Genomic DNA, 26,285 nt, shown 5'->3' on the forward strand with positions numbered 1-26,285 from the left:
TGCAATTGTCCGAATCGCCCAAACATTGCTCGAAGTTTCACTACGCTCCTGCGGCAAGCCGGATAGGAGGTGCGGACAGCGCCGAGGGGGACGGTTTCGCGATCCGTGGCTCCACATCTCGTCCGGAAGTGCAGCGCCTATCGAGAAGGACATCACGTGAAACTGAAGACCCTTGCTCCGGCGATCGCAGCCCTCGCCACCGTCGGCCTCGTGGCCTCGGGTTGCAGCAACGACAGTTCCGCCGACGCCGCCGAGAATGCCGCGACGGGCGATCCGATCAAGGTCGGCCAGATCCTCGCGGTCGAGGCGGGTGGCGTGTCGGTGGCCAGCCAGGCGGCCGGCATGACGGCGTCGATCCAGGCCCTCAATTCCCGCGGCGGCGTGTCAGGTCGGCCACTCGAGCTGATCCAGTGCGACTCGATGGGCGATCCCAACAAGGAGGTCGACTGCGCCAACGACATGGTCGGCAAGGGCGTGACCGCCACGCTGGCCGACTTCACCCCGGCGTCGCCGGAGGCGGTGTCGCAGATCCTCGCGGCGGCAGGTATCCCGCGCATCGGAATGAACCCGATGAACATCGCGGACTTCACTGCGCCCAACGTGTTCACGCCGTTCGCGGGGTCGCTGCTCACGCTCTACGCCAATGTCGACGCGCTCGTCGCGCAGGGCAAGACCAAGCTGTCGCTGATGCGCCCCGACGTCCCGGTCGCGGCCATGCTCAGCCAGATGCTCACGCCCGCGGTGAAGGCGAAGGGGGCCGAGATCGTCAACGAGGTCGCGGTGGGTGCCGGTGCGACCGACTACACACAGTTCATCGCGGCGGCCGAGCGCAACGGAGCGCAGGGCGTCATCATGGCGCTGCCCGCCACCGAGGCCAACCAGATGGCCGACGCGTTCGAACAGCTCGGGTCGAAACTCGGATTCGCGCTGGCGGCAACCGGATTCACGCAGGCCGACCTGCAGGACCTGGGTACGTTCGCGACGTCGTCGATCTACACCAGCCCGGTGCCGGCGCCGTCGTCGAGCACCGACCAGTTCCCGGGGCTGGTCCCGTTCCTCGACGACATGTCCGCGTCCGGCGAGGAGAACCTGGAACGCGCCAACCTCAACGGCACCGAGATCTTCTCGTGGCTGTCGGTGCGCGCGTTCGGTGAGGTCGCCCAGACCCTCGACACGATCGACGCGTCCGCGGTGATGCAGGGATTCCAGAACGCCACGGACATCGACATGCTGGGCCTGGTCCCGGCGTGGACACCGAACGCGGTGGAGCCGTTCGGCATCTTCCAGCGCGTGTCGAATTCGATGATGTACCGGATGACGTTCGACGGTGACGTCGTCGTCACCGATCCGAACATGTTCGATCTGCGAACCCAGTAGCGCAGACGGCGCGGGGTCCGGCCGGTGCCGGGCCCCGCGCCGATCGTGCTGGGGGCTCTACAGCTCCGGGTACGACGTGAGGTCGTCGGAGTCGTTGCTCGGTTCGACCGGCATCTTGCCGGTGACGAGGAAGATGACCCGGCGCGCGACCTCGACGGTGTGGTCCGCGAAGCGCTCGTAGAAGCGGCCCAGGAGCGTCACGTCGACGGCGGCTGCGACACCGTGCGACCACTCCCGGTCCATGAGGACGCTGAACAGGTGGCGGTGCAGGTCGTCCATCGCGTCGTCCTCTTCGTGCATCTTCGCTGCACGTTCGGGATCGCGGGTCTCGAGGACTTCCTTGGCGCCGGCGCCGAGCGCGACGGCGATCCGGCCCATCTCGGCGAAGTAGCCGTTGACCTCTTCGGGGAGGACGTGGTTGGGGTGCCGGCGGCGCGTGATCTTGGCGACGTGCAGCGCGAGCGCACCCATGCGGTCGATGTCGGAGACGATCTGGATACCGCTGACGACGGACCGCAGGTCGCCGGCGACCGGGGCCTGCAGGGCAAGGAGGGCGAACGCCCGTTCCTCGGCCACGACACTCAGCTCGGTGATCTTCTCGTGCTCGCCGATGACCTGCTCGGCGAGACCCAGGTCGGCGTGCAGGAGGGCCTGGGTGGCCTTCTCCATGGCCGCCCCGGCCAAGCCCGCCATCTCGCCGAGGGTGTCGGCGAGCTCGGTCATCTGTTCGTTGTAAGCGACGCGCATGAGGTCACAGCCTACGGTGCAGCGGAAACCAAGTCACCCCGGTCAGGTGAACGGTGGGTGAATGCCAGGCGCAGTTCCGGCGGTCAGGTGCAGGGATTGTCCGTCGCGTTGGTGACTGCGAGGTCGGCGGGCAGCTCGATCTCCTCGTCGGCGCCGACCCGTGCGTGCCCGGCGTCGACGGGCGTGCCGGCCTCGACGGGGGCGACGAGGGTGCGGTCGAACTCGCTGCCGAGAACCACCTCGACGATGTTGCCGAGGCCGGATACCGATTCGAGCACCGCACCGGGGATGGACGACGCCACGGTCGCAGCCTCGGCCTCGCGGCCGGGGGAGAACCGGACGACGGTCTGGCTGCTGGTGCCGGTGTAGTTGCCGACGCTGTAGATCTGGAACCCATACGCGGCGAGCTGGTCGGCGGTCGTGGCGGCCAGCCCGGAGACGCCCGAGCCGTTGGATACCTGGAGCGTCACCTCTTCCGGACTCAGCGCGAGCTGGTCGACGGCGTGGTCCGGGGCGGGCGCGGCGTCCTTCTTGGTGTCCTCGGTGCGCTTCTCGCCCGGGAGGGGCTCGTCGTCGATGATCGCCTTGAAGATGTCCTTGATGTCGTCGAGTCGGGGGATCTCGTTGCCCCACTCGTTGGTTCCGGCGGTCGGGACGGTGATGAACGTGACGGCGCCGGCGTCGACGTTGCGCAGCGACTGGCCGAGCGTGAGTAGCGACTTGGTGTCGATGTTCTCGACGAACGTGGCCCGGGTGAACGCGTTGATGAAGCCGTTGAGCTTGGTGGGATCGAACAGCACCTTGCTCGACATCGCCTCACGCAGCAGCGCCGACAGGAACAGTTGCTGGCGTTTGATCCGGCCGTAGTCGCCGTTGCCCTCCGCCTCGACGTGACGGGCGCGCACGTAGTCGAGCGCCTTCTTGCCGTCGAGGGTCTGGGTGCCCGCCGTCGGCAGGATCGTGCCCAGCTCACCGTCGATCAGTGGTTGCGGGACGCATACCTTCACGCCGCCGACCTCGTTGACCATGTTCTCGAAGCCCGCGAAGTCCATGCCGACGAAGTGGCGGATCTTCACACCGGATACCTTCTGGATCACCTTCACCAGGCACTTCGGTCCGCCGAGTGCGTAGGTGGCGTTCAGCTTGTCGCCGTCGGCGGCGGGGTACGTCTCGTCGGTGTATTCGCCGGTCGTGCTGTCCCAGCCCTGACAGACCGGCCGCTCCACGTCGAGGTCACGGGGGAACGACACCGCGACGACGCGGCTGCGATCGGCCGGGACGTGGACGAGCATGACGGTGTCCGCGCGGGCGCCCTCGGCGTCCTCGACGGTGCCGGCGCCCACCGCTCCGGCGGCTCCGGCGCGCGTGTCGGTGCCGACGATCAGATACGTCTCGTCGCCGGTCTGCCCGCCGGGGTCGATGATGTCGGTGGAGTCGGTGTCGAGTGCGGCGATCTGCGAGAACCGGCCCTCGGTGGTCCTCAGGTATCCCCACACGACGCCGGTCGCGAGCAGCGCCATGACCGCGACGAGCGCGACGGCGGACCGTCCGAACAGCAGTAGCTTGCGTTGCCTGCGGGTCTTGCTCGCGGCGAGCCTGGTCGGCTGGGGGTTGCCGACGGCCTGGGGTGACGCGGTCGTCACAGCCTCTTCCACCCAGTTCGGGGCGGACGGCTCGGGGTCGTCGTAGGGATCCTCGGCGAACAGGTAGTCGTCGTCGGTGACGGACGGGATGATCTCGGTCGGGTCCTGGTCGTCCATCGGGTCGACGTCGGAACCGTAGCCGGCGACTCGGGCGTCGTCCTCGTCCGCTCGGGCGCGCCGCCCGCGGGAGGCCCGGCCCGCGGGCCGGCCCATCTTTTCCATCAGTTCGGCGACGGACAGCCGTTCACTCGTGTCGCCGTCGTCCGCGCGTCGGCCTGCGGATCCGGGCGTGTCGATCGCTCCCGGATCGGACTCGTGACGCCCGTGTCGGCGGGCCTGCGCTTCGCGATAGGTGCTGTCGGCGAGGGGGCGCTCCCAGGGCGCTCGGCCTTCCGGCGCGGCGTGACCAGGATTGTGCTCGTCACCCACCGATTCGCCCTGACCTCTCCGCCTCCAAAAAAGTACCGTCGCTCGACGACGTCGCAATGATACTGATGGATGCCCTCCGTGGCATCAGTGCGCGCGCGGGAGTTCGGTTGTCGCAGTTGGAGGCGGGCGCGCGAAGATCAGCGGCTCGAACGCCACCGCCGCGGATCGCACTCGAGCGCGGCGCGATCCCAGTCGGCGTTGTCGGCGGCCGCCTCGTATGCGGTCTGCAGGAATCGTTGCAGCGTCGCGTCGGGGGCGTCCGCGGTCCGGACGGCCTCGTAGGGCAGCAGGAACTGGCGGTGCTCGGTGCTGTAGAACGCCTGGTCGGGCGCCACCGGGTAGTCGGCGAAACCGTCGGGCTCGGGGTAGGCGTACGAGTAGAACGCGCCCTCCTCGCCGCCTCCGGGCCACCACCCGCAGCTCGACAGCTCGTGTGAGTAGCCCTCCACCATCACCCAGTCGCCGCAGTGGGGTGCGCCACCCGGATGCTTCGGCGCGGTGCGTCCCGAGAACCGGGTGCACGCCATGTCGAACGAGCCCCAGAAGAAGTGCACCGGACTGACCTTGCCCAGGAAACGGGACCGGAACTCGTGGATCCCGCGGTCGACCTGGATCAGCTGCCGCCAGAACAGGTTGGCCGCGTGCGCGTCGTACGACGCGTGCGCGGTGTCCTCGGCGAACGGGATCGCCGTGACCACCTCGTTAGGGGTCGCCGTGATGTGTGTCTCGATGCCCAACTCGTCGAGCGCGCCGGTGATCAGGGTGTAGAACTTCGCGACCGGCATCGGTTCGAGCGCGAATCCCCGCGCCGATCCGTTGCTGTCACGGATGGTCAGGCGGTGGTCGCAGAAGTCGAACTCGATGTCGAAGACGCGGTTGCGGTACGGGATCGCCGACGTCGTCAGTCCCCGCGCGCTCACGTACAGCGGCACCTGCCACCAGTGGTTGACCAGCGGGGTGTGGGCCAGACGGGCCTTGCCGACGATCTGCGTCCACATGTGCAGGGTGTCGCGGGTGGGTTCCCAGTCCGCGACCCGCAGTGCGGGCCAGACATCGGAATCGGTGGGTGAAGCGGCCACGACGTCTCCCTCCGGAAGAATCCTCGAGGATCTGCAGCTTCTCCGGAGTCTAGGCGTCGGTGGTGATCGGCCGGGGCTATCCGCCGGAATGCATGATGTCGGCACCCTCGGGGACGAGGGTGTCCTCGGGGTCGTCGAGCCAGCCGTCGGGCAGCGCGACGGTGCCGGGCGAACCCTGGCGGCCGCGCGGGCCCTCGGCGTCCTTGGGGAAGGGCACCGTCGGGTCGAGCTGGCCGAGGAAGCCCTCGAGTTCGGCGAGCGAGGACACCCGGGCCATCCCGTTGCGCAGTTCCGAGCCGGCCGGGAACCCGCGCATGTACCACGCGATGTGCTTGCGCATCTCGCGCATGCCGCGGTCCTCGCCGTGGTGGTCGGCCAGCAACCGACCGTGCCGCAGCATGATCGCGGCGACCTCGCCGAGCGTCGGTGGCGTCGGGATCTGCTTGTCGTTGAGGGCGGCGCTGAGCTCGGCGAACAGCCACGGTCGGCCCAGGCAGCCACGTCCGACGACGACACCGTCGCAGCCCGTCTCGGCCATCATCTTCGCGGCGTCCTCGGCGGCGAAGATATCGCCGTTGCCGAGCACCGGGATGTCGGTGACGTGTTCCTTGAGCCGGGCGATCTCGCTCCAGTCGGCGGTGCCCGAGTAGCGCTGCGACGCGGTGCGGCCGTGCAGCGCGACGGCGGCGGCACCCTCCGCGGCGGCGATGCGTCCCGCGTCGAGGTGCGTGTGGTGCTCGGCGTCGATGCCGATGCGCATCTTCACCGTCACCGGGATGTCGGTGCCCTCTGTCGCCTTCACCGCGGCGGCGACGATCTGCCCGAACAGGCGGCGCTTGTACGGCAGCGCCGAGCCGCCGCCCTTGCGGGTGACCTTGGGGACGGGGCAGCCGAAGTTCATGTCGATGTGGTCGGCCATGTTCTCGTCGACGATCATCTTCGCGGCGGCGTACGTGATCTCGGGGTCGACGGTGTACAGCTGCAGCGACCTGGGCGTCTCGGTGGGGCCGAACGTGGTCATGTGCATCGTCACCGGATGCCGCTCGACCAGTGCGCGCGCCGTCACCATCTCGCAGACGTACAGGCCCGACGTGCTTCCGGCGCGCTCGAGTTCGAGTTCACGGCACAGGGTGCGGAACGCGACGTTCGTGATGCCGGCCATGGGGGCCAGCACGACCGGGCTGCCCAGCTCGAGGGGGCCGATGCGAAGGGGTGACATGAAGACCTCGGGATAACTACTACGGGAGAAAAGACTGTGCCCGGTACCGAATCCGGTACCGGGCACAGGATAGCTGCAACGGGGCAGGTGGCGACCTGTCAGGAGGCCTTCTCGGCGCGCGCGGCCTCGCGGGCCAGCGACCGGTCGCGCATCTCCTCGAACTTGGTGGCCTGCTTCTCGAGATCCTCGAGGAACACCGCCAGTTCCTCGCGGGTGTCCTCGCCGCGCGCAGTGAAGTCGGTGCGATCGAAGACGTTCCACTTGCGGAGCACCGGCATCACGACCTCTTCGAGGTGCTGACGCAGGTCGTAGATGCCGTGCTTGGCCATCAGCACGCCGTTGCGGCGGAAGTTCGGCATACCGGCGCCGGGCATCTGGAAGTTCTTGATGATGTCGGTCACGGCCTTGAGTGTCTGATCGGGTGCGATGTCCATCGCCGCGCCACAGATGTTCCGGTAGAAGATCATGTGGAGGTTCTCGTCCGCCGCGATGCGCTGGAGCATCTTGTCGGCGACCGGGTCCTGGCAGGCCTTGCCCGTGTTGCGGTGCGAGACGCGGGTCGCGAGTTCCTGGAACGTCACGTACGAGACCGAGTGCAGCAGGCCCACGCTGTCGCCGGCCGGTGAGTTGTAGCCGTTGGTCATGTGGATCATGCGGGCGTTCTCGAGTTCCACCGGGTCGACGCCGCGGGTGACCACGAGGTAGTCGCGCATCACGATCCCGTGGCGGTTCTCCTCGGCGGTCCACCGGCCCACCCAGGTGCCCCAGGCGCCGTCGCGCGAGAAGTTCTCGGCGATCTCGCGGTGGTAGGAGGGGAGGTTGTCCTCGGTGAGCAGGTTGGTGATCATCGCGGCCTTGGCGACCTCGCCCAGGCGAGACTGCTCGGGATCCCAGTCCTCGCCGCCCATGGCGGCGAAATTACGGCCCTCGTCCCACGGGACGTAATCGTGCGGATGCCAATCCTTGGCCATCGAGAGATGCCGATTGACGTTCTCTTCGGCAACAGGCTGCAGCTCCTGCAGCAGCTCGAGCTGGGTGAGATCCCGCGACATCCGATTCTGCCTCCGTAACGAGTTGGGGGACACGCATTCCTCGGGGAACGTGCTGCAAACCTACGGTACCGTAGGTTTGAAGGGAAGGGGGCCGGGTGGCAGTGGATGCCGCTGCGTAATCCCCCTGGGGCGGCACGTCCCCTGTGGCCTCGCCGATACCGAGTTCACCGTGTCGTCTGTGTCGGACGTTACACGTCGGTGACCTTCGGGGAGCCCGTTTTCCACGCTTCTCCCCACTGTGAATCTGCTGTGAATCGGAGGAACCGCTCCGCGGCGAGCGGCAGTGGCCGTCCGCTCGCCCAGACGATGCCGATATCGCGTCCGGCGCCGCGCAGGGGGACGAGCGTCACGCCCTCGGGCCAGGCGTGCGGCTCCTGCCACGGCATCACCGCGACACCGAGCGACGCCGACACCAGGCCGCCGATGGTGGCCAGCTCGCTCGACTCGAAGACCACGGTCGGCACGACGCCCGCCTCGGCGCACAACTCGTCGAAGATGCGACGCATCCCGTAGTCCTCGTGCATCCCGATGAACGGTTCGTCGGCCGCGGCGCCGAGGTCCAGGGAGGTGCTGCTGCTCAGCGGGTGACCGGCCGGGACCGCGAGGGCGAGTCGCTGGTGTGCGACCGCGGCCCACTGGACCTGCGGCGTCCGCGGCCTCGGTGACACGAACGCCAGATCGTCGCGGCCCTCCACGACGCGGTCGACGAGGGCCTGGGCGGCGTCCTGGTAGAGGGAGAACGTGACCTTGGGGCGCTCGTCGCGATAGGCCCGCAGCACCTCCGGGACCAGCCGGGTTCCGAACGAATGCAGGAAGCCCAGCCGCACGGTTCCACCGTCGGGGCTGCCCAGTGTCGCGATCTCCCGCTGCGCTGTCGACAGCTCGGTGAGGGCCCGGCGTGCGTGCTCGAGGAGCACCCGCCCGCTGTCGTTGATCTCGAGCCGGCGTCCGTGGCGGTCGAACAGTGCGACGCCCAGGTCGCGTTCGAGCCGGGCCAGGCGACGCGACAACGTCGGCTGGGAGATGCGCAGCATGTCCGACGCGGCCGTGACCTGCTCGGTCTTGGCGAGTGCGACGAACCAGCGCAGGCTCTCGATCAGTTCCACCCCGCAAGCTTATGCACAGGATGCATCAACAGCTGTTGAGAAATGCATTACCTTTGTCTACGTCGCATCGCGAAGATGGTCGACGGAGGCAGATGCATGAAGAACACGGTCGCGGGAGAGACGGTCGCGGGGGCGACGAACCCGCGCGACGATCGCCCGACCCGAGGATCGCGGGAGTACCGCGCGATCACCCTCGCGCTGTTCGCGGCCGGACTCACCACGTTCGTCTCGATGTACTCGGCGCAGGCGCTGCTGCCGGCGCTGACGGACGACTTCGGGGTGGCCCCGGCGGTGGCCGCGCTCGCGGTGTCGGTCACGACCGGCATGGTGGCCGTCGCGATCATTCCGGCGAGCGTGCTGTCGGAGCGTTTCGGCCGGACCCGGGTGATGGTGACCTCCGCGGCGGTGTCGAGTGTGCTCGGGGTGCTGGTGCCCCTGAGTCCGAGCATCGAGGTGCTGTTGGTCGGGCGGGCCGTGCAGGGGATGGCACTGGCCGGGATTCCGGCGGTCGCGATGGCGTACCTCGCCGAGGAAGTGGGCTCCCGCGATCTCGGATCGGCGATGGGTCGGTACATCGCGGGCACCACGATCGGCGGTCTCGTGGGCCGGCTCGTCCCGTCGGCGGTGCTCGGCGTCGCGTCGTGGCGCTGGGCGATGGAGGCGGCGTCGGTGCTGGCGTTGGTGCTCGCCGTGGTCATGACCCGCAAGCTCCCGCCGTCGCGCAACTTCCGGCCGCAGCGCGTGCATCCGCGGATCGTGCTCGCGAATCTGGCTGGACACCTTCGTAATCCGGCGCTCGCGACGCTGTTCTCCTTGGGGTTCCTGCTGATGGGCGGCTTCGTATCCGCCTACAACTTCCTCGGCTTCCGGCTGCTCGCGGAGCCGTTCTCACTGCCCGAGGCGCTGGTGGGTCTGGTGTTCCTGATGTACCTCGCGGGCACCTACACGTCGGCTGCGGCGGGCGCCGCCGCGGACCGATTCGGGCGTGCGACGGTCCTGCTCGGTGCGGTGGCGGTGATGGCGGCCGGGCTGGTGATCACGCTGACGCCGTTGCTGCCGCTGGTCCTGCTGGGGATGCTGCTGTTCACCGGCGGCTTCTTCGCCGCGCATTCGGTGGCCAGCGGCTGGGTGGGGTTGCTCGCCACCGAGCATCGCGCGGAGGCGTCGTCGATGTACCTGTTCTCGTACTACCTGGGGTCGAGTGTCGCCGGGGCCGCGGCGGGTGTCGCCTATGCGTGGGGCGGCTGGCCGGCGACGGTCGGGTTCGTCGGTGTGCTGCTGGTGATCGCAGTAGCAGGAGCCTCAGGGATGTTCCGGCAGTCGCGCCCCGGACCGGGTCGACGCGTCCGGGCGTCGGCCGGCGGGCCGGGACGTCGCGAGCACCGCGACGGCAGCGACGAGTAGCAGCAGTCCGGCGCCCGGTCCGGTGACGGTGCTCGGTGCGACGTCGGTGGCCAGCCCGACGACGAGCGCCACCACCGCGATCGCGGTGACTGCCACGCCCAGCGGGACCAGCCACAGGTCGCCGAACATTCGGGCCAACGGGAAGAAGTGGATACCGACACCGGCGCAGATCCACACCGCGGTCCACGCCCCGAGCCCGAGCGATCCCAGCAGAATCGCACCGGCGAAGAGGACCCCGAACTCGGCGCCCACGACGACGTTGTACCGCCGTCGTACCTGTGGATCGGCCATCGGAGTGTGTTCCCCGGTGCTGCGGACCGCCGTCATGATGCCCACGATCACGACGAGTCCGGCGACCACCTGACCCACCAGGAGCACCGTGCGGAGCCAGTCGGGCGCCTCGGCCGATCCCCAGCCGAACCACATGAAGGCGAAGAACCCCTCGATGACGGCGGTGATGCCGCGAGTGCGCGTGTTCGTGGTCGCCGGTGTTCGAGTCACCGCCCCATCGAACCATCGAGAGACCGCATCGTCCCGTCGAAAGTCTTGCGGCCGTGCGTGTGGGAGGCACACAATCGCGCCATGGTCGCGAACATGAGCCGCCTGCAGCGGATCGTCGACGAACTGCCGGAGGCTCAGCGGGTCGAGATCGAGGAGTGGGGTGGGCACCCCAGTTTCCGCGTGCGGGGCAAGAACTTCGTCTTCAGCGACGCCGACGCGACGAGCCTGTCGTTCAAGTTGCCTGTGGACGAGGCCGCAGCGGTCGTGGCGACCGAGTCCGGTATCGAGCCGGCCGGCTACGGACTGGGTCGACACGGCTGGTCTCCACCGCGGTGCCGCCCGACGGCGGCGAGGAATGGTGGGCTCAACTGCGTGAGTGGCTACGCACGTCGTACACGCTGATCGCGCCGAAGACCCTGGCGCGCATCGTTCTCGCCGAGGACGGGGCGCCGACGACGGGAGGACCGAAGTGAGCGACACCTCCACCACCACACCGTCCAAGGCAGGGATGCCTCCGTGGGCGAGGAAGGCGATCTGGGCCGGGGTGATCCTGGCGGCACTGGTCGTCGCGTACTTCATCCTGGCCGCATTCCTGCCGCGCTGGTGGGCGCAGCGTGTCGGCTCGCTGTCGTCGGGCAGCTTTGCCCAGGGCATCACGTGGGGGCTGCTGTACGGGGCGCTGTGCACGGCGGTTCCGCTGCTGCTGTTCTATCTCGCGTGGCGCTCGCGTCATCGCAAGCACGCGCGGGTCTGGGTGTTCACGAGTCTGGTGCTCGGCCTCGTGTTCGCGATCCCGAACCTGCTGACGCTCACAGTGGTCCTGGGTGGCAGCAGTGCCGCGCACGCGGGTGAACGCACGCTGGACGTCGACGCGCCCGGATTCCGCGGAGCGTCGCTGTGGGGAGCGATCATCGGTGTTCTCGTGTTCGCGGCCGTCGTGTTCCTCAACGTCCGGTACCGCAAACGCGGCGAGGAGTTGACGGAGTTGCGCGCCGATCTTCATCAGCGGGAGCCGGAGTCGTCGGGGGAGGCGCCGGGGCCAGAGATGTGATCGCCCGTCGCGCGAGGTCGGTCGGCGCGCCCTCGTCTTGCACCGAACCCGTCGTCGGCGCAGTCTGGGCAGGGGGCGCGTTTGTGAGGTAGAGCCGTGGATACCGAGGCCACTGAGATCACCGAGATCGCAGCCGGCATCTTCCGTCTGTCGACGTTCGTCGACGACGCGAATCTGGTGATGAACCAGTTCCTGATCCTCGGCGAGGAGCCGTTGCTCTTCCACACCGGTCTGCCCGTACTGTTCCCCTCCGTCTCGGTCGCGGCCGCCCGATTGCTACCTGTCGAAACGCTGCGCTGGATCACGTTCGGACACGTCGAGGCCGACGAGAGCGGCTCGATGAACCGTTGGTTGGCAGCGGCTCCCGATGCCGAGGTGGCGCACGGTGCGATGGGGTGTTTCGTCCAGGTCGGATACCTCGCCGATCGCCCGCCCCGCCCACTGCAGGACGGCGAGGTCATCGACATCGGTGGCCGCCGGGTGCGGCGTATCGAGACCCCGCACATTCCGCACGGCTGGGACGCCGGCCTGATGTTCGAGGAGACGACGTCGACGTTGCTGTGTGGCGACTTCTTCACCGCATTCGGCAAACTGCCCGCACAGACCGAACACGACATCGTCGAACCGGCGTTGGCCGCGGAGGACCTCGGGCACGCGACGGCGCTGACCCCGGCGCTCGGGTCGACGCTGTCCGAACTCGCCGACCTCGAACCGGCCGCGCTGGGACTGATGCACGGTCCGGCCTTCCACGGCGACTGTCCAACGGCGCTGCGCGAACTGGCGGTCGCGTACGACGAGCGCTTGAACGCCGAATTGGCTCGCCGGCGGCGCTGAGCCGAGATCGTCCGGGACCGTGGGCCCTTCGTCCCTCGTTCGTGGGTCCTTGCTCCCGACATCCGCGTCAGGCCTTCCGTGACCCGGTGCGGTGTGGTGATCTGTTGATGCCTCTTCGCGCAGAGGTCGACCGTCGGTTTCGGGTGCTGTCGACGGTTCTGCTGGACGCCCCGTCAGTCTGGAGACGGGGCGTTCGCCATTTCTTCCCGATGAGGGCCCTTCGTCGAACCCTCGGGGGAGGGCGGTCGTCGGTGTACGGGTGCGGCACATTCTCCCTCGCCGGTACACCGACGGCCGGATACTCCGGCGCTGCACCGATCCTCGTCGTGATCGCGATTGTCGGGGGCGAAGTTCCCACGAGCCGGCGGATCCCACTAGACTGCTGCCCGCACGCCCCTATAGCTCAGTTGGTAGAGCTACGGACTTTTAATCCGCAGGTCGTAGGTTCGAGCCCTACTGGGGGCACTCAGACCCCCGCCAGGATCTTCCTGGCGGGGGTTTTCTGCTCTCGGTGTTCCGGGTGATGCACGGCATCGGTCGACGAGTTGATTCGACGCGCGGTGCGGCCGCTTCCGCGGCCGGAGCTTTCCGCTGCCCGGATACGAGATGCCCGGCTGTGCGGCGCCGGGGAATTCCGGCTGTGGAACGGCTCGGGTGCGCACCCCCTGCAGCACACCCGAGCCGGGAAAATTATACCATTCGGTGTGTTTTTGGGCCTGTGTCGTCGAAGCCCGAGGTCAGGGCATTGCTGTTTCGGACCCGGGCACAAGGGGACTAGTCTGGTTTTCGGGCGGGTGGCAGCTGGCCGATCAATCGGCCGGCGTTACGGCTTTCGGAGGCGAGTAGCGCAATGGCACGTCAACAGGAACGTGCGCGGCGGACTCGCGCTGCGATCGTGGAAGCGGCCGCAGTCGAGTTCAGTAAGCGCGGATACGCGGCAGCGTCGGTGAATGCAATCCTCGAGGGTTCGCACGCGACCAAGGGCGCGATGTACTTCCACTTCGAATCGAAGGAGGAGCTCGGGCGCGCGGTGCTGGGCGCCGCTCTCGAAAAGTTCAAGGAGACGACGGACCGGTGGATGAGCCGGACGGATCTCGACCCCTTCGAGGTACTGCACGGTCTCATCGACGACGTTGCGCGGATGTTCCTGTCCGACGCGATCGTGCAGGCGGAGTTCCGGTTGATCATCGAGCCGGAGTTCTACTCCGACGTGCAGAACGGCGGGGCGAGCGTGTGGGGCGGTTCCGCTCACGAGTTGGTGGAGAGGGCCAGCCGCGAGGGGTTGGTCCGGGAGGGCGCCGACGCGGAGAAGTTCACGCGGGTCCTCGCGGCCGGTCTGGCCGGCCAGCGGTACATGTCCGACCTCACGGCGCAGGAGGTCGACCTGCGGGCAAGGTTCGAGGAGACGCTCGAGGTGGTTCTCGCGGGGATGGCGTCGGAGGCGTGGCTGGAGAAGTGGCGCCGTGAGGGATGGCCGGTGGAGACGGTTGCCGCAGGGCCGGAGTGATTCCGCCTTTGCGGCCCCTGATCAGGCGATTTGTGGTTTGCGAAATCGGTGCCCTAAGCTATGCAAGCTCCCAACGGAACGCCGTTGAGGGTACTGGCCGGAGCAATCCGACGGGCCCCCTTCGTCTAGCGGCCTAGGACGCCGCCCTTTCAAGGCGGTAGCGCGGGTTCGAATCCCGTAGGGGGTACGCTTCGCTCGTTGAAGTACGCAGTACAGTTGAATAGCAGTAACAGCAAGGCCCTGTGGCGCAGTTGGTTAGCGCGCCGCCCTGTCACGGCGGAGGTCGCGGGTTCGAGTCCCGTCAGGGTCGCTTTGTCTCACCGGAAACGGTGGGGCGCGATAGGCATTCGGTTCGGGTGCCGTCCGGCCAGGTAGCTCAGTTGGTACGAGCGTCCGCCTGAAAAGCGGAAGGTCGCCGGTTCGATCCCGGCTCTGGCCACCACAGGAAGTCGACAGACTCCGCAACGAGGATGACAACTCGATCGCGGAGTCTTCGCATGCAAGCCCTTGCATGTGCCGGCTCCCGTGGCAGCAGTACAGTTCCACCAGCAGTACAGTTTCACCAGCAGTAACAGCAAGGCCCTGTGGCGCAGTTGGTTAGCGCGCCGCCCTGTCACGGCGGAGGTCGCGGGTTCGAGTCCCGTCAGGGTCGCTCATTCGAGTCGGATACGGTTCGATGCGACAGACATTCGTTCGGGTGTCTTCCGGCCAGGTAGCTCAGTTGGTACGAGCGTCCGCCTGAAAAGCGGAAGGTCGCCGGTTCGATCCCGGCTCTGGCCACCACTTCGAGTACCGAGCTTGTCCTCGGTCTTCCCTCATCCCTCGGCGATTCGTGCCGAGATCATCCGTGTCGCCCCCGCGAGCAGCGGCAGGGCCCGCTGCAGCTGATCCGTGTGGACCCGGCCGCGCAGCGAGATGCAACCCAGTTGGGCCGAATCGGTTTCGCCGGAGCACATGGCGGCGGCAACTGACAGCACGCCGGACGGATCGGTGTCCCAAGCCCGGCCGCTGCGGGTCCTGATGATCCCCAGTTGCCGATGCAGGTCCGACAGCGCCGCCGGCGCCAGCGCACCCCGATACAGCGCGTCGACGTGCTCCGGGGGCAACAGCGCGAGCATCGAGCGCCCCTCGACGGTGCGATCCGCTCGGCTGCGGTCACCGACGCGTGTGGCGATGGAGTCTGCGCAGCGTCCGCCGACCTTGTCCAGCCACACGATGTCACGGCCGTCGAGCACCGACAGGTGCGTGATCAGTCGCGTCCGCAGATGGAGTTGATGCAGGTGCGGGGCGGCGACGGCCCGAAGTTCGTCGCGTTCGGTGCTGCGCCCGAGGGCGATCGCCCGCCAGCCGAGGCGGTATCCGAAGCGGTTGTGGCGAAGCCAGTTCAGTTGGGTGAGCTGGTCCAGGATCCGATGTGTGGTGGACCGGGGGATGTGGGTCAGCTGGACCAGTTCTTCCGCGGTCAGCCGGGTGCCGGCGCCGTCGAACTGATCGAGGATCAGCGTGATCCGCTCGGCCATGGTCGGTGGCACGCTCGAAGCCGAGACATCCAGGTTGTCGTCGATGACAGTCACGTGTCCTCCAATCGCCGGCCGAGTCGGAGATCCGGTCCATTGAGTAATACCGAGTAATACCGAGTAATACCGAGTAGTACCGAGCAATACCTGAGTTATACCCACCCCGCCGCTGCGGCGCCAAGCTGGGGGCGGCCGCGAGTGTCCGGTCGCCGGTTACTCGTTGGTACGAACTGGTTGTCGAAACCCTCGATGGTGAACAGTGTTTCAGAGTAAACGAGAACATTGTTTCAAATCTAGAGGCTGGGGCGCAGGCGTCGCGCGGGTTGTGTGTCGGCTACCGTGGCCGGGTGCGACCTGAGTGCGAGGCTCCGATGGCGACCGCGGAGATGACGTCGAGCCAGCGGGCGCGGCGAGCGGCGCTGACGGACGCGGTGATCGAGTTGCTGCAGGAGGTGGAACCGGACCGCATCCAGATGCGGGAGGTGTCCGAGCGGTCGCGGGTGGCGCTGGGCACCCTGTACAGGTACTTCCCGACCAAGGCGCACCTGATGGCCGCGTCGATGGTCGCCTGGAACGATCGGCTGTCGCGCAAGCTGGCCGCCGAGCGTCGACGTGCCCGCGAGTCCGACACGAGGGATCCCCGCAGCGTCCGTGATCGCGTGGTGTCGTTGTATCGACGGCAGATGCGGGCATTTCAGCGCGGGCCCAACTTTGCGCGACTCGACCTGGAACTGACGACGTCGTCCGACCCCTACGTGCGCGAGTCCATGCGGCGTCGGGCCGCGGACAACCATGCCGCGATGCTCGAGTTGATGGACGGGGTCCCGGAGGACGTGGCGCGCACGGCGATCCTTGCCATCGACGGGGCCATGCTGTCGGCCATGGCGCTCTGGATCGCCGGGCGCATCAGTTACGCGCAGGCCATGCGCAATGTCGAGGACGTCGCCGGGTTGGTACTCGCCGACTACGGATGAGCGGCAGACCGGGCGAACGCCCTTTCCTCGGGCGAGTATCTAGAACAGATTCCACCGCTTTTCCGGGACGCGCCCGAGCCGCGACCCGGGGAGACGGTACCGCGCGCTGAAATGGCTATTTGACCAGTTTGGGTGATGTGTCGAGTGGCGGGTCGGTGATTCGCGACGGGCGCTCGCCGAGCGGTTGCCCGCTCCGATGATCGACAAAATCTGTACCCTGTTCTAATCTCTGGGCCAGTGGAGGTGATCGTCCGAGGTATCGGTCGGTTCGGACGTGGCCGGGATGACCTCGGCGGGGATTGGGGCTCGATGGGTGACCGGCAAGTCGCGGATGTACTGCGCGACATCGAGGCGCTCCTGCCGGAGTTGCGCGAACGGGCCCAGGATGTCGAGGACGCTCGGGAGGTCTCCGTCGACGTGATCCGCGCACTCACCGATGCCGGGCACTTCCGGTTGCTGCAGCCGAGTCGATTCGGCGGCCACGAGGCCGATCCGCGCGACTACTACGCGGCGGTGCGGGCGCTCGCGAGTGCGTGCGGTTCCACGGGATGGGTCGCATCAGTCGTGGGTGTACACCCGTGGCACCTGGCGCTGTTCGATCCCCGCGCACAGGACGACGTGTGGGGCGAGAACCCGGACACGCTGATGTCCTCGGCGTACGCGCCGATGGGCCGCGCGATCGCTTCCGACGGTGGGTACTTCTTCTCCGGGCGGTGGAGTTATTCGTCCGGGTCGGTGCACGCTGACTGGGTTCTGGTGGGTGGTCTGGTCGTCGACGACGCCGGGGACCCGATCGACTTCCGCACGTTTCTCGTGCCGGCTCGTGACTACACGATCGACGACGTCTGGGACACGGTCGGACTCCGGGGCACCGGCAGCAACGACATCGTCATCGAAGATGCCTTCGTTCCCGAGTACCGCACCCTGAGCTTCGCCTCGACCGTGCAGTGCGTCGGTCCTGGTCAGGATGTGAATCCTGCTCCGCTGTACCGTCTTCCGTTCTCCGTCGTCTTCTCCACTGCCATCTCGGCGCCGATCGTGGGGATGGCCGACGGTACGTACTCCGCGTTCACCGCGTTGACCGCGGAACGGGTGCAGACGGTGATCGGCGGGCGACTCAACTCCGACGAGAACCACGTGCACATGGCCCTCGCCGAGTCCGCCCGCGACATCGAGCTCGCCTGGATGCAGTTGGACAGCAACATTTCCCGGCTGTCCCTGCTCGCGGAGAACGGTGATCGACTGCCGTTGTCCCTGCGGGCCAAGGTTCGTCGTGATCAGGTGAGCGCCACCGGAATGGCGGTCGCGGCGATCGATCGGTTGTTCGATCATGCCGGTGGTGCCGCGCTGCGGCGGGGGACCCCCATGCAGCGGTTCTGGCGCGACGCGCACGCGGGCCGGGCGCACGTGATCAACGACCCGCATCAGGCTCTGGCGCTCTTCGGGCGCAGCGAACTGGGGCACGACATTCGCGACGCGTGGGTGTGACGCGCCGCGCGAGCGGATCGAGGAGGAGGCGGAACATGCAGGTGCACACTGGGTCCGATCGCTGGGACGGTGAGGCGGACGTGGTCGTGGTCGGCTTCGGTGCGGCCGGCGCGAGCGCGGCGATCGAGGCGTCCGACCGGGGCGCACAGGTACTGGTGGTCGAGCGTTTCGACGGCGGCGGTGCCACGGCCATCAGCGGCGGCATCTACTACGCGGGCGGCGGGACGGCGCAGCAGAAGGAGGCCGGATTCGATCACGACACTCCGGCCACGATGTTCGACTACCTGAAGCTCGAGACGTCGGGTGTGGTCTCGGACGAACTGCTCGACGATTTCTGCGAGCGCAGTGTCGAGAACCTGCAGTGGCTCGAGCGGCTCGGGGTGCCGTTCGAGGGCAGCATGGCGCCGCGGAAGACGTCGTACCCGACCAACGACTACTACCTGTACTACTCGGGCAACGAACTCGCGCTGCCGTACAAGGATGTCGCCGAGCCGGCGCCGCGCGGACACCGCACCAAGGGGCGGGGGACGTCGGGCAAGGTCTTCTTCTCCGCGATGGAGAAGGCCGCGCGCAAGCGGCGGATCGACGTACGCCGACAGACCACGGTCACGTCGCTCATCACCGACGACGCCGGCACCGTGATCGGAATCGAGTGCCGGGAGGTGGATCCGGGGGCTACCGCGCGCCGCGCTCTGCACCGGCTGCTCGGCTCGTGGAACCGCAAGATGAACCTGTACTACCGGCCGATCGGCCGGCTCATGGACGGTCCGATCCGCCGGATCGAGCGCGAGCACTCGGTGGTGCGCCGGTACCGGGCCCGCAAGGGCGTCATCCTCGCCGCCGGCGGGTTCGCCTTCAATCGAGAGATGTTGAAGGAGCACGCGCCGCGGTATCTGGGCGGCACCGCGCTGGGCACGATCGGTGACGACGGCAGTGGCATCCGACTGGGGCAGTCGGTGGGCGGCGCGACCGACCGCATGGAGCGGGTGTCGGCGTGGCGGTTCTTCAATCCGCCGATCGCGATGACCGAGGGCATCCTCGTCAACAAGGAAGGCGAGCGTATCTGCAACGAGCTGTACTACGGCGCGAAGATCGGCGAGCACATCGCCGAGCAGACGGATGTGGCCGCGTACCTGGTCGTCGACTCCCGCGTCCTGGCCGACGTCAAACGGCAGGTGCCCGAGCAGACGCTGTGGTTCCAGCGGTTGCAGACCACGTATCTCTTCAGCACCGGACACAAGAAGGGTGCCACCGCCGAGGAGTTGGCCCGTCGTACCGGGATCGATCCCGCGGGGCTCGCGCGCACACTCGAGCGGTACAACGCGGACCGTCGCGACGGTCGACCCGACGCGATGGGCAAGGACTCCGCGCATGTCACGCCGCTGGTCGACGGCCCCTTCTACGCGTTCGACTGCTCGATCCGCGTGCAGGCAGGTTTCCCGTGTCCGGTGCTCACGTTGGGCGGTCTCGTCGTGGACGAGGTGACCGGCGCGGTGACCGGCGAGGACGGCCGCCCGATCCCGGGACTGTACGCGGCCGGCCGCAACGCGGTGGGGATCTGTTCACAGTCGTACGTCAGCGGTCTGTCGATCGCGGACTGCGTGTACTCGGGCCGTCGAGCAGGGGCCGTCGTCGCGCGGAATTCCACCGTCGCGTAGCCTCCGGACATGTGTCTGGCAATTACGAATCGACCCGCCGCCGTCTGACGTCCAAGCAGGCGGAGACGGTCTCGCGGCTCACCCGGTGCGCGGTGGAGGTGCTACGGGAGAACGGTTTCGCCGGATTGACCGTTCGTTTGGTGGCGGCGCAGACGGGTGTCGCGCCGGCCACGGCGTACACCTACTTCTCGTCGAAGGAACACCTGGTCGCGGAGGTTTTCTGGCGCCGGCTGTCCGCCATGTCGAGCGACCATGCGCCCTCGGACGACCGCACGACGCGGGTCGTCGAGGTGCTGCGCAGCGTCGCCCTCCTGGTATCGGACGAGCCCGAACTGGCGGCCGCGGTCACGACTGCGCTGCTCGGCCGCGACCCGGACGTGGTGCATCTGCGGGCGCGGATCGGACTCGAGATCCGGAAGCGACTACTCGACGCCCTCGGCCCCGAGCCCGACGAGGAGCTGCTCGAGGCGCTCGAGATGCTCTACGCGGGCGCGCTGCTGCGGGCCGGCATGGGGTACGACTCGTACGGGCATATCGCGGACCGGCTCGAGGGCTCGGCCCGGATGATCCTGCCGTGATCCAAGGGCCGGTCCCGGGCTCAGACGGTGTAACCGCCGTCGACGTTGAGCTTCTGGCCGGTGACGAATCCGGCCTTGTCGCTCGCGAGGAAGCAGACGGCCTCCGCGATGTCGACGGCAGTCCCGAACTTCTGCAACGGAATGCGGCTCATCGTGACATCGAGGGCCCGCTGGTCGAGGCTCTGCGAGCTGATCAGGCGCTCGGCCATTCCGTCGGTGAGCATGCCCGGGCCGACGGCGTTGAAACGGACACCGTAGCGGCCCTCCTCGGCCGCGAATCCGCGCACGAGTGCCTCGACCGCGCCCTTGGTGCCGGCGGACAGGCCGTCCCGCACCGGGTAGCGGTCGGTGGCGGCGGTGGTCACCGCGACCACGGAGCCCGACGCCTCCCGCAAGGCCGGTAGGCAGGCCTGCACGACGGCGAAGAACGCGGTCGCCTCGTCGTTGAGATGCTGTGCGTACGTGGATGGTTCGACGCGGGACAGGTGGACCATCGGAACGTGCGGTCCGGCCGCGTGGACCAGGATCGAGAGGCCGCCGAAGTCGGCGGTGGTGTTGCGGGCCAGGTCGCCCAACTGGTCGACGTCGCACAGGTCGACGCGGTGCGCGGCGCCGCGCACCCCGAGTTCCTCGATCTCGGTGACGAGCTTCGCGGCGGCCTCGGCATTGGACCGGTAGGTGAGCACCACGTTGTGGCCCTGCGCGGCGAGTCGGCGGACGATGGCTGCGCCGATGCCGCCGGTACCGCCGGTGACGAGGGCGGTGGTGGGCGTCGAACTCGGCGATGAGGTGGTCACGGCGTGCTCCCGGGTGTCGTGGTGAATGGCGTTCTCGTGAATCTCCAGGCAACCTAGCACTTGCTTGGTATGGCGGTCCCGGGTTCGCCCGCGGAGTGGGAGAGTGCCGCGTTCAGGCCTCGAGCGCGCGACGGCTCTCGAAGCGGCGTCGCGCACCCGAGAACGGGTCGTCGAACTCGATGCTGCGCGCGAGGAGCTGCAGGGGCGTCGAGTAGTCGTCGCCCGCGACGTCGTAGAACTCCGGGTAGAAGTTGTCGCCGAGGATCGGGAGGCCCAGGGAGCTCATGTGCAGTCGCAGCTGGTGGGTCTTGCCCGTGTGCGGCAGGAGTCGATAGCGGCCGATGCCGTCGCGCGTTCCGATGAGTTCGATTCGGCTCTCGGCGTTCGGCGGGCCGGGAATCTCGCGGGCCTGTAGCACCCCGCGCTCCTTGATGATTCGGCTGCGGACGGTGACGGGCAGCTGCACGGTCGGATCGTGGCGCGCCAGCGCCTCGTACTCCTTCGTCACGCGACGTTCGTCGAACAGCGACTGGTAGGCCCGTCGCGCCTCCCGTCGGATGGTGAACGCCAGGACCCCCGCTGTGATCCGGTCCAGGCGGTGGGCGGGAGTGAGTTCGGGGAGGTCGAGGTCGCGGCGCAGGCGGACCAGTGCTGATTCGACGACGTAGGCCCCGCGAGGGGTGCTCGCGAGGAAGTGTGGCTTGTCGACGACGAGGAGGTTCTCGTCACTGTGCAGGATCTCGATCTCGAACGGCACCCGCTTCTCGACCGGGGGGTCGCGGTAGAGGTAGACGAACCCGTGCGGGCGGTACCCGGTGTCGCGGGTGATCGGGGAGCCGTGCTGGTCGACGATCTCGCCCGCGTCGACCTTCTCGAGCAGTCGCGCCGCGTCGTCGGGGAAGCGGTCCAGCAGGTAGGCGAGGGCGGTGGGCCAGGTCTGGGCGTTCGGCAACCGGAGGCGGGTGGGGTTGAGGCCGTCGCGGACGGGCAGGGGGGCGGCGGGCACATTCCGACGGTACCCGCCGGCGCGGGGGCAGACGTCGACGCCGACGCGAGTTGTGCGCAGGTCGTTGACGTGCACACCTCCTTAACTTACCCTTCAGTAAGTTACAGTGTCCACCGCTCTCGAGGGGTGGGTGGTGGCGCTGTCGTCACGCCGGTGCGCTGCGGTCGCGGATCCGCGCCGCACGCGCCGCCGGCGGCCCGGCAATGGGTAGCACGAAAACGGCCGATTCCGTGAAATCCATCTTGATTCTCAGAGAACTCTCACGAATATGAATTCGAGAGCTTCGCCACACCCTGCGGGTGTTAACGCCGCGACGCGTATCTAAGATCAACACGGTGATCGGATTCAGTTTGTTCGTCGAGATCGGCGGCTCGTGTAGGAAGAAGCATTGATGTATTTCGCCGGAGATCGACAGAGAATCTGGAAGAACCCCGTAGCGCTGGTGCTCGCCGTGCTGCTCGCGTTCGCCGGGGTGGCGGCGGGGGCGGCGCCGGTTGCGGCCGCCGAGCCGAGCCGTCAGGTGCAGCGGGGCGGCTACCAGGAGTTGTGGGTTCCTTCCTCGATGGGGGACATCAAGGTTCAGGTTCAGTGGGCTGCGCGGGGTGGCGGCGCGTCGTTGTACCTCCTGGACGGCATGCGGGCCCGGGACGATCGCAATGCCTGGACCTTCGAGACCAACGCGATGGAACAGTTCGCGCTCGACAACGTCACAGTCGTCATGCCGGTCGGCGGCGAGGCGAGTTTCTATTCGGACTGGTACAACCCCAGTAATTTCAACAACCAGAAGGTCACCTACAAGTGGGAGACATTCCTGACCCGTGAATTGCCGGATTATCTCGCCAATTTCGGCGTGGACCGGACCAATACCGGGATTCTGGGACTATCGATGGGCGGAACGGCCGCGATGACGCTCGCCGCCTATCATCGCGATCAATTCAAATTCGCCGGTTCGTTGTCGGGTTACCTCCACACGACGGCCCCCGGAGGGCGGGAGGCCATCAGGCTGGCGCTGTACGACGCCGGCCGCTACAACGCCGATTCGATGTGGGGCTTCCCCTGGGATCCGGCGTGGCTCCGTAACGACCCGTTCGTATCTGCGCCGCAATTGCAGGGATTGTCGCTCTACGTCTCGGCGGGCAGCGGAATCCCGGGTATGTACGACCATCCGTCCGACCCGGTCGGGTACTGGAATACCACGATGGGCATGGGCCTCGAATTCATCTCGATGATCACCTCGCGGGCATTCCAGGTTCGACTCATGACTCTCGGAATCCCGGCGACTTTCAAGTTCAACGCCACGGGCATTCATGCCTGGCCGTACTGGTCGGCCGAACTGTGGCAGGCCCGGCCGCAGATCCTGAATGCCCTCAACGCGTGGTGAGAGAACAACACGCGTAGGTCCGCCCCCGCTGATCGTGATTTCCGTAGTCTGTGGCCATGACCACATGGACCACGCGGGACATCGTCGATCAGCGGGGCCGGACGTTCGTCGTGACCGGCGCGAACAGCGGCCTGGGTGCCGAGGCAGCCAAGGCGCTCGCGAAGGCCGGTGCGCGCGTCGTGCTCGCGTGTCGTGACGTCGACAAGGGGAGCGCCGTCGCGGCGGAACTGGGGGAGAACGCCGAGGTTCGCAGGGTCGACCTCGCGGACCTGGCGTCGGTACGCGAGTTCGCGGACTCGGTCGACGGCCTCGACGTTCTGGTGAACAACGCCGGGGTCATGGCGGTTCCGCTGCGTCGCACCGTCGACGGGTTCGAGATGCAGATCGGTACCAACCATCTCGGCCATTTCGTGTTGACCGGGCTGTTGCTCGACAAGGTGCGCGACCGGGTCGTGACGATGTCGAGCGCGATGCACAAGATCGGCACCATCGACCTCGACGACCTCAATTGGGAGCGCAGGTCGTACCGGCGCTGGCCGGCGTACGGGCAGTCGAAGCTCGCGAATCTGTTGTTCGCGTACGAGTTGCAGCGGCGGCTGGCGGCATCGGGGTCCACCGTCAAGTCGCTCGCGTCGCATCCGGGGTACGCGTCCACCAATCTGCAGTCGCACACCGAGTCGATCTCGAGCCGGGTCATGGCCCTGGCCGACCCGTTCATCGCGCAGTCCGCGGAGATGGGCGCGCTGCCGATGCTGTACGCCGCGACGGTGCCCGACGCGATCGGCGGCAGCTACCTCGGCCCGTCGTCGATGTTCGAGACGCGGGGCTATCCCAAAGTGGTTTCCTCGAACCGGAAGTCGCACGACCGGAGCGTTGCACGACAATTGTGGACGCTGTCGGAGCAACTGACCGGCGTCAACTACAACTTCGGAGGCTGACCGCGTTGGCGATCGAGCGACTCAACCATGCCGTGCTGTTCGTGTCGGACCTGCAGCGCAGCCTGGCGTTCTACCAGGATGTGCTGGGGTTCAAGGCACTTCCGGGTGCGTTCCCGGGTGCGGCATTCCTGCAGGCGCCGGACTCGGCGAACGATCACGACCTGGGCCTGTTCCAGAGCCCGAACCCGAGCAGCGGCGTCACGCCGGGCAACGTCGGGCTCTACCACCTGGCGTGGGAGGTCGACACGCTCGCAAACCTGGCGGAGATGCGGGACCGATTGATCGCAGCGGGCGCGCTGACGGGCGCCAGCAACCACTGTTCGACGAAGGCACTGTATGCGCAGGATCCGGACGGCATCGAGTTCGAGGTGTGCTGGTTGGTGCCGGACGAACTCGCAATCGACGAGTTGGTTCCTGCTCAGCCGCCGACCCGTCCGCTAGACATCGCCGCCGAGATCGCCCGCTACGGTGCCGACACGCACGGCGGCCCGCGCACCGATCGGCATCTGTGGGAGCGGGTGCACGCGGCGCGCGCTCGCCGCTGATCAGCCGGCGGTTGCCTCGACGGCGCGACGGGCCGCCCGGTTCGGCCGGGCGTCCCGCGGCGCGGCCCGCCACGCGGTCCCGCCGCCGACGAGTGCCAGCGCTGCGAAGCTGAACAGCAGCAGCTGCGCCGAGCGCAGCTCGGACTGTCCGCCGAGATTTACCAGCACACCGGCCAGCGCGGTGCCGAATGCATTGGCGATCAACTGCACGGTGTTGATCGCGGCGGAGGCACGGGCACCCTCAGCGGGTTCGGCCACGGCGCTCATGGCACCGACCGCAAGGTGCGGCCACGCGATGCCGATGCCCGCGCCGGCGATGATCAGCCCGGCCGCCCAGAGCGCGACGCGTCCGCTGCCGGCCTGCTCGGCCAGGACCACCGCCATGATCGCGAGCCCGGCCGCGACGAGGATCGGTCCGGACCGCACGATCCGGCGGACCACGTCAGGCGCGGCGGCCGACGCGCTCGGAATCTCGCCCACCGTCCAGCCGAGTGCCAGTGCGGCACCGAGGAATCCGGCCACAACGGGGGCCAACCCCGCGAGTTGCTGCCCGAACAGCGGGACGAATGTCTCGACCGTCGACGCCATCGCGAGGACTGCGATGGTCAGGTAGACCCACTTCAGGGGCGACCGGGTGAACGTCGACGGTGGCAGCACCCCGTGCGGGCTGCGCCGGTCCGCCGCGACGAACCACACGACCAGCGCCACCGCACCGGCGACGGCGACACCGGCGATCGCGGCGTCGGCCAACAGGCCGGCGACGCTCACCAGCAAGGTTGCCGCGGTGAGCAGCGCCAGCGGGACGACCGGCACGGGCGCGACGACGCGGTCGCGATCGCCCGTGCGCCGTGGAAGGACCATCGGTACGAGGACGGTCACCGCGACGGTGCACGCGATCAGCGCACCGAAGGCCCAGCGCCACGCGCCGAACTGGGCGAACACCCCGCCGACGGCGGGACCGACCAGAGTGCCGACACCCCACATGGTGGAAACCAGTGCGGTGGCGCGGGTCCAGAGGTGCCGGGGCAACGCGGAGTTGATCACCGCGTAGCCGAGACCGGCGAGCAGACCGCCGCCGAAACCCTGCACGGCGCGTCCGGCCAGTAGTAGTTCCATCGTCGGGCTCAGCGCGCACACTGCGGTTCCGAAGGCGAAGAGCGCGAGGCCGATCAGGTAGGCGCCGCGGGGGCCGCGGGCGGCGAGCGTGCGGCTGACGATCATGGAGGAGAACACCGATGCGATGAGGAAGACGGTCGACGTCCAGGCGTAGTAGCGGAGGCCGCCGATGTCGTCGATCGCGGTGGGCAGCAGGCTGCTCGTCAGGTAGACGTTGATCGCGTACAACGCCTCGCCTCCGGCCAGCACGGCGGCGACACCGAGATGTCGTCCGGTCAGCAGCTGACCCCAGGTACCGGAGGCCTCGGTTCGGGTGTTCATGGACCCGAAGGTAGAAG

General features: G+C 67.9%; 24 protein-coding genes and 6 tRNA genes. 19 read left to right on the plus strand and 11 right to left on the minus strand.

Annotation, left to right across the window (positions count from 1 at the left end):
- Positions 1-156 precede the first annotated feature (156 nt).
- Positions 157-1,377: an ABC transporter substrate-binding protein gene (locus DEU38_RS10530; RefSeq protein ID WP_181818733.1), complete on the plus strand. Its 1,221-nt coding sequence runs from the start codon at positions 157-159 to the stop codon at positions 1,375-1,377.
- A gap of 57 nt (positions 1,378-1,434) precedes the next feature.
- Here the strand turns inward: DEU38_RS10530 and phoU are convergent, their stop codons facing one another.
- From phoU to DEU38_RS10560, 6 genes are all read right to left on the minus strand, one after another.
- Entirely contained in the window at positions 1,435-2,124 is a 690-nt protein-coding gene (phoU, locus tag DEU38_RS10535; protein ID WP_114720818.1) for a phosphate signaling complex protein PhoU, read from the minus strand.
- 83 nt (positions 2,125-2,207) lie between these two features.
- Positions 2,208-4,196 carry an LCP family protein gene (locus DEU38_RS10540; protein ID WP_114720821.1) on the minus strand — a complete coding sequence of 663 codons (1,989 nt, stop codon included), beginning with the start codon at positions 4,194-4,196 and terminating at the stop codon, positions 2,208-2,210.
- 137 nt (positions 4,197-4,333) lie between these two features.
- Complete coding sequence (locus DEU38_RS10545) at positions 4,334-5,275, minus strand: DUF5996 family protein (protein ID WP_114720824.1); 942 nt, start codon at positions 5,273-5,275, stop codon at positions 4,334-4,336.
- Positions 5,276-5,351: 76 nt separating this feature from the next.
- Positions 5,352-6,494 carry a tRNA dihydrouridine synthase DusB gene (gene dusB / locus DEU38_RS10550; RefSeq protein ID WP_114720827.1) on the minus strand — a complete coding sequence of 381 codons (1,143 nt, stop codon included), beginning with the start codon at positions 6,492-6,494 and terminating at the stop codon, positions 5,352-5,354.
- Between the two features lie 98 nt (positions 6,495-6,592).
- On the minus strand, positions 6,593-7,546 hold the full coding sequence (locus DEU38_RS10555; RefSeq protein WP_114720830.1) for an acyl-ACP desaturase: 954 nt from the start codon (positions 7,544-7,546) through the stop codon (positions 6,593-6,595).
- A 188-nt stretch (positions 7,547-7,734) separates the two neighbouring features.
- Entirely contained in the window at positions 7,735-8,652 is a 918-nt protein-coding gene (locus DEU38_RS10560; protein ID WP_114720833.1) for a LysR family transcriptional regulator, read from the minus strand.
- Positions 8,653-8,748: 96 nt separating this feature from the next.
- Between DEU38_RS10560 and DEU38_RS10565 the strand changes: the two genes are divergently transcribed.
- Positions 8,749-10,056, plus strand: coding sequence for an MFS transporter (locus tag DEU38_RS10565; protein WP_114720836.1), 1,308 nt, complete (start codon positions 8,749-8,751; stop codon positions 10,054-10,056).
- Here DEU38_RS10565 and DEU38_RS10570 read toward each other — a convergent pair.
- Entirely contained in the window at positions 9,955-10,557 is a 603-nt protein-coding gene (locus DEU38_RS10570) for a hypothetical protein (RefSeq protein ID WP_174908367.1), read from the minus strand. The two genes, DEU38_RS10565 and DEU38_RS10570, sit on opposite strands and share 102 nt — an antisense overlap.
- An 81-nt stretch (positions 10,558-10,638) precedes the next feature.
- Here DEU38_RS10570 and DEU38_RS10575 point away from each other — a divergent pair, with 81 nt between their 5' ends.
- From DEU38_RS10575 to DEU38_RS10620, 10 genes are all read left to right on the plus strand, one after another.
- Positions 10,639-10,959 carry an MmcQ/YjbR family DNA-binding protein gene (locus tag DEU38_RS10575; RefSeq protein WP_258557781.1) on the plus strand — a complete coding sequence of 107 codons (321 nt, stop codon included), beginning with the start codon at positions 10,639-10,641 and terminating at the stop codon, positions 10,957-10,959.
- 106 nt (positions 10,960-11,065) lie between these two features.
- Positions 11,066-11,608: a hypothetical protein gene (locus tag DEU38_RS10580; RefSeq protein ID WP_114720999.1), complete on the plus strand. Its 543-nt coding sequence runs from the start codon at positions 11,066-11,068 to the stop codon at positions 11,606-11,608.
- Between the two features lie 96 nt (positions 11,609-11,704).
- Positions 11,705-12,442 carry an MBL fold metallo-hydrolase gene (locus tag DEU38_RS10585; RefSeq protein ID WP_114720840.1) on the plus strand — a complete coding sequence of 246 codons (738 nt, stop codon included), beginning with the start codon at positions 11,705-11,707 and terminating at the stop codon, positions 12,440-12,442.
- Positions 12,443-12,834: 392 nt separating this feature from the next.
- A tRNA-Lys gene (locus DEU38_RS10590) sits at positions 12,835-12,907 on the plus strand.
- Positions 12,908-13,292: 385 nt separating this feature from the next.
- Positions 13,293-13,949: a TetR/AcrR family transcriptional regulator gene (locus tag DEU38_RS10595; protein ID WP_114720842.1), complete on the plus strand. Its 657-nt coding sequence runs from the start codon at positions 13,293-13,295 to the stop codon at positions 13,947-13,949.
- Between the two features lie 114 nt (positions 13,950-14,063).
- Positions 14,064-14,136: transfer RNA gene (locus DEU38_RS10600), tRNA-Glu, on the plus strand.
- A 49-nt stretch (positions 14,137-14,185) separates the two neighbouring features.
- Positions 14,186-14,259, plus strand: a tRNA-Asp gene (locus tag DEU38_RS10605).
- Positions 14,260-14,314: 55 nt separating this feature from the next.
- Positions 14,315-14,391, plus strand: a tRNA-Phe gene (locus DEU38_RS10610).
- Positions 14,392-14,527: 136 nt separating this feature from the next.
- Positions 14,528-14,601 (plus strand) — tRNA-Asp (locus DEU38_RS10615).
- 54 nt (positions 14,602-14,655) lie between these two features.
- A tRNA-Phe gene (locus DEU38_RS10620) sits at positions 14,656-14,732 on the plus strand.
- 32 nt (positions 14,733-14,764) lie between these two features.
- Here the strand turns inward: DEU38_RS10620 and DEU38_RS10625 are convergent.
- Entirely contained in the window at positions 14,765-15,523 is a 759-nt protein-coding gene (locus tag DEU38_RS10625) for an IclR family transcriptional regulator (RefSeq protein ID WP_114720845.1), read from the minus strand.
- A 314-nt stretch (positions 15,524-15,837) separates the two neighbouring features.
- Here DEU38_RS10625 and DEU38_RS10630 point away from each other — a divergent pair, with 314 nt between their 5' ends.
- The 4 genes from DEU38_RS10630 (at position 15,838) to DEU38_RS10645 (ending at position 20,164) form a co-directional block, all read left to right on the plus strand.
- The gene (locus DEU38_RS10630; protein WP_114720848.1) at positions 15,838-16,440 is read left to right on the plus strand and encodes a TetR family transcriptional regulator; all 603 of its coding nucleotides are present in this window, start codon (positions 15,838-15,840) and stop codon (positions 16,438-16,440) included.
- A 309-nt stretch (positions 16,441-16,749) separates the two neighbouring features.
- Positions 16,750-17,928, plus strand: a complete 1,179-nt coding sequence (hsaA, locus tag DEU38_RS10635) for a 3-hydroxy-9,10-secoandrosta-1,3,5(10)-triene-9,17-dione monooxygenase oxygenase subunit (RefSeq protein WP_114721002.1) — start codon at positions 16,750-16,752, stop codon at positions 17,926-17,928.
- Between the two features lie 35 nt (positions 17,929-17,963).
- Positions 17,964-19,586, plus strand: coding sequence for an FAD-binding protein (locus DEU38_RS10640; protein ID WP_114720851.1), 1,623 nt, complete (start codon positions 17,964-17,966; stop codon positions 19,584-19,586).
- Positions 19,587-19,597: 11 nt separating this feature from the next.
- The gene (locus tag DEU38_RS10645; RefSeq protein ID WP_114720853.1) at positions 19,598-20,164 is read left to right on the plus strand and encodes a TetR/AcrR family transcriptional regulator; all 567 of its coding nucleotides are present in this window, start codon (positions 19,598-19,600) and stop codon (positions 20,162-20,164) included.
- A 20-nt stretch (positions 20,165-20,184) separates the two neighbouring features.
- Here DEU38_RS10645 and DEU38_RS10650 read toward each other — a convergent pair whose 3' ends face one another.
- Together DEU38_RS10650 and DEU38_RS10655 are read right to left on the minus strand one after the other, a co-directional pair.
- The gene (locus DEU38_RS10650) at positions 20,185-20,961 is read right to left on the minus strand and encodes an SDR family NAD(P)-dependent oxidoreductase (protein ID WP_114720855.1); all 777 of its coding nucleotides are present in this window, start codon (positions 20,959-20,961) and stop codon (positions 20,185-20,187) included.
- 112 nt (positions 20,962-21,073) lie between these two features.
- The gene (locus tag DEU38_RS10655; RefSeq protein WP_114721005.1) at positions 21,074-21,967 is read right to left on the minus strand and encodes a pseudouridine synthase; all 894 of its coding nucleotides are present in this window, start codon (positions 21,965-21,967) and stop codon (positions 21,074-21,076) included.
- Between the two features lie 391 nt (positions 21,968-22,358).
- Between DEU38_RS10655 and DEU38_RS10660 the strand changes: the two genes are divergently transcribed.
- Genes DEU38_RS10660 through DEU38_RS10670 form a run of 3 tightly spaced genes read left to right on the plus strand, consistent with a single transcriptional unit; the run spans position 22,359 to position 24,831 of the window.
- Positions 22,359-23,348 carry an alpha/beta hydrolase family protein gene (locus DEU38_RS10660; protein ID WP_114720857.1) on the plus strand — a complete coding sequence of 330 codons (990 nt, stop codon included), beginning with the start codon at positions 22,359-22,361 and terminating at the stop codon, positions 23,346-23,348.
- Positions 23,349-23,404: 56 nt separating this feature from the next.
- Entirely contained in the window at positions 23,405-24,286 is an 882-nt protein-coding gene (locus tag DEU38_RS10665) for an oxidoreductase (RefSeq protein WP_114720860.1), read from the plus strand.
- A gap of 5 nt (positions 24,287-24,291) precedes the next feature.
- The gene (locus DEU38_RS10670; protein ID WP_114720862.1) at positions 24,292-24,831 is read left to right on the plus strand and encodes a VOC family protein; all 540 of its coding nucleotides are present in this window, start codon (positions 24,292-24,294) and stop codon (positions 24,829-24,831) included.
- Here the strand turns inward: DEU38_RS10670 and DEU38_RS10675 are convergent, their stop codons facing one another.
- Positions 24,832-26,268, minus strand: coding sequence for an MFS transporter (locus DEU38_RS10675; protein WP_114720865.1), 1,437 nt, complete (start codon positions 26,266-26,268; stop codon positions 24,832-24,834).
- Positions 26,269-26,285 lie beyond the last annotated feature (17 nt).

The sequence above is a fragment of the Rhodococcus sp. AG1013 genome (assembly GCF_003350365.1).
Lineage (GTDB): Bacteria > Actinomycetota > Actinomycetes > Mycobacteriales > Mycobacteriaceae > Prescottella.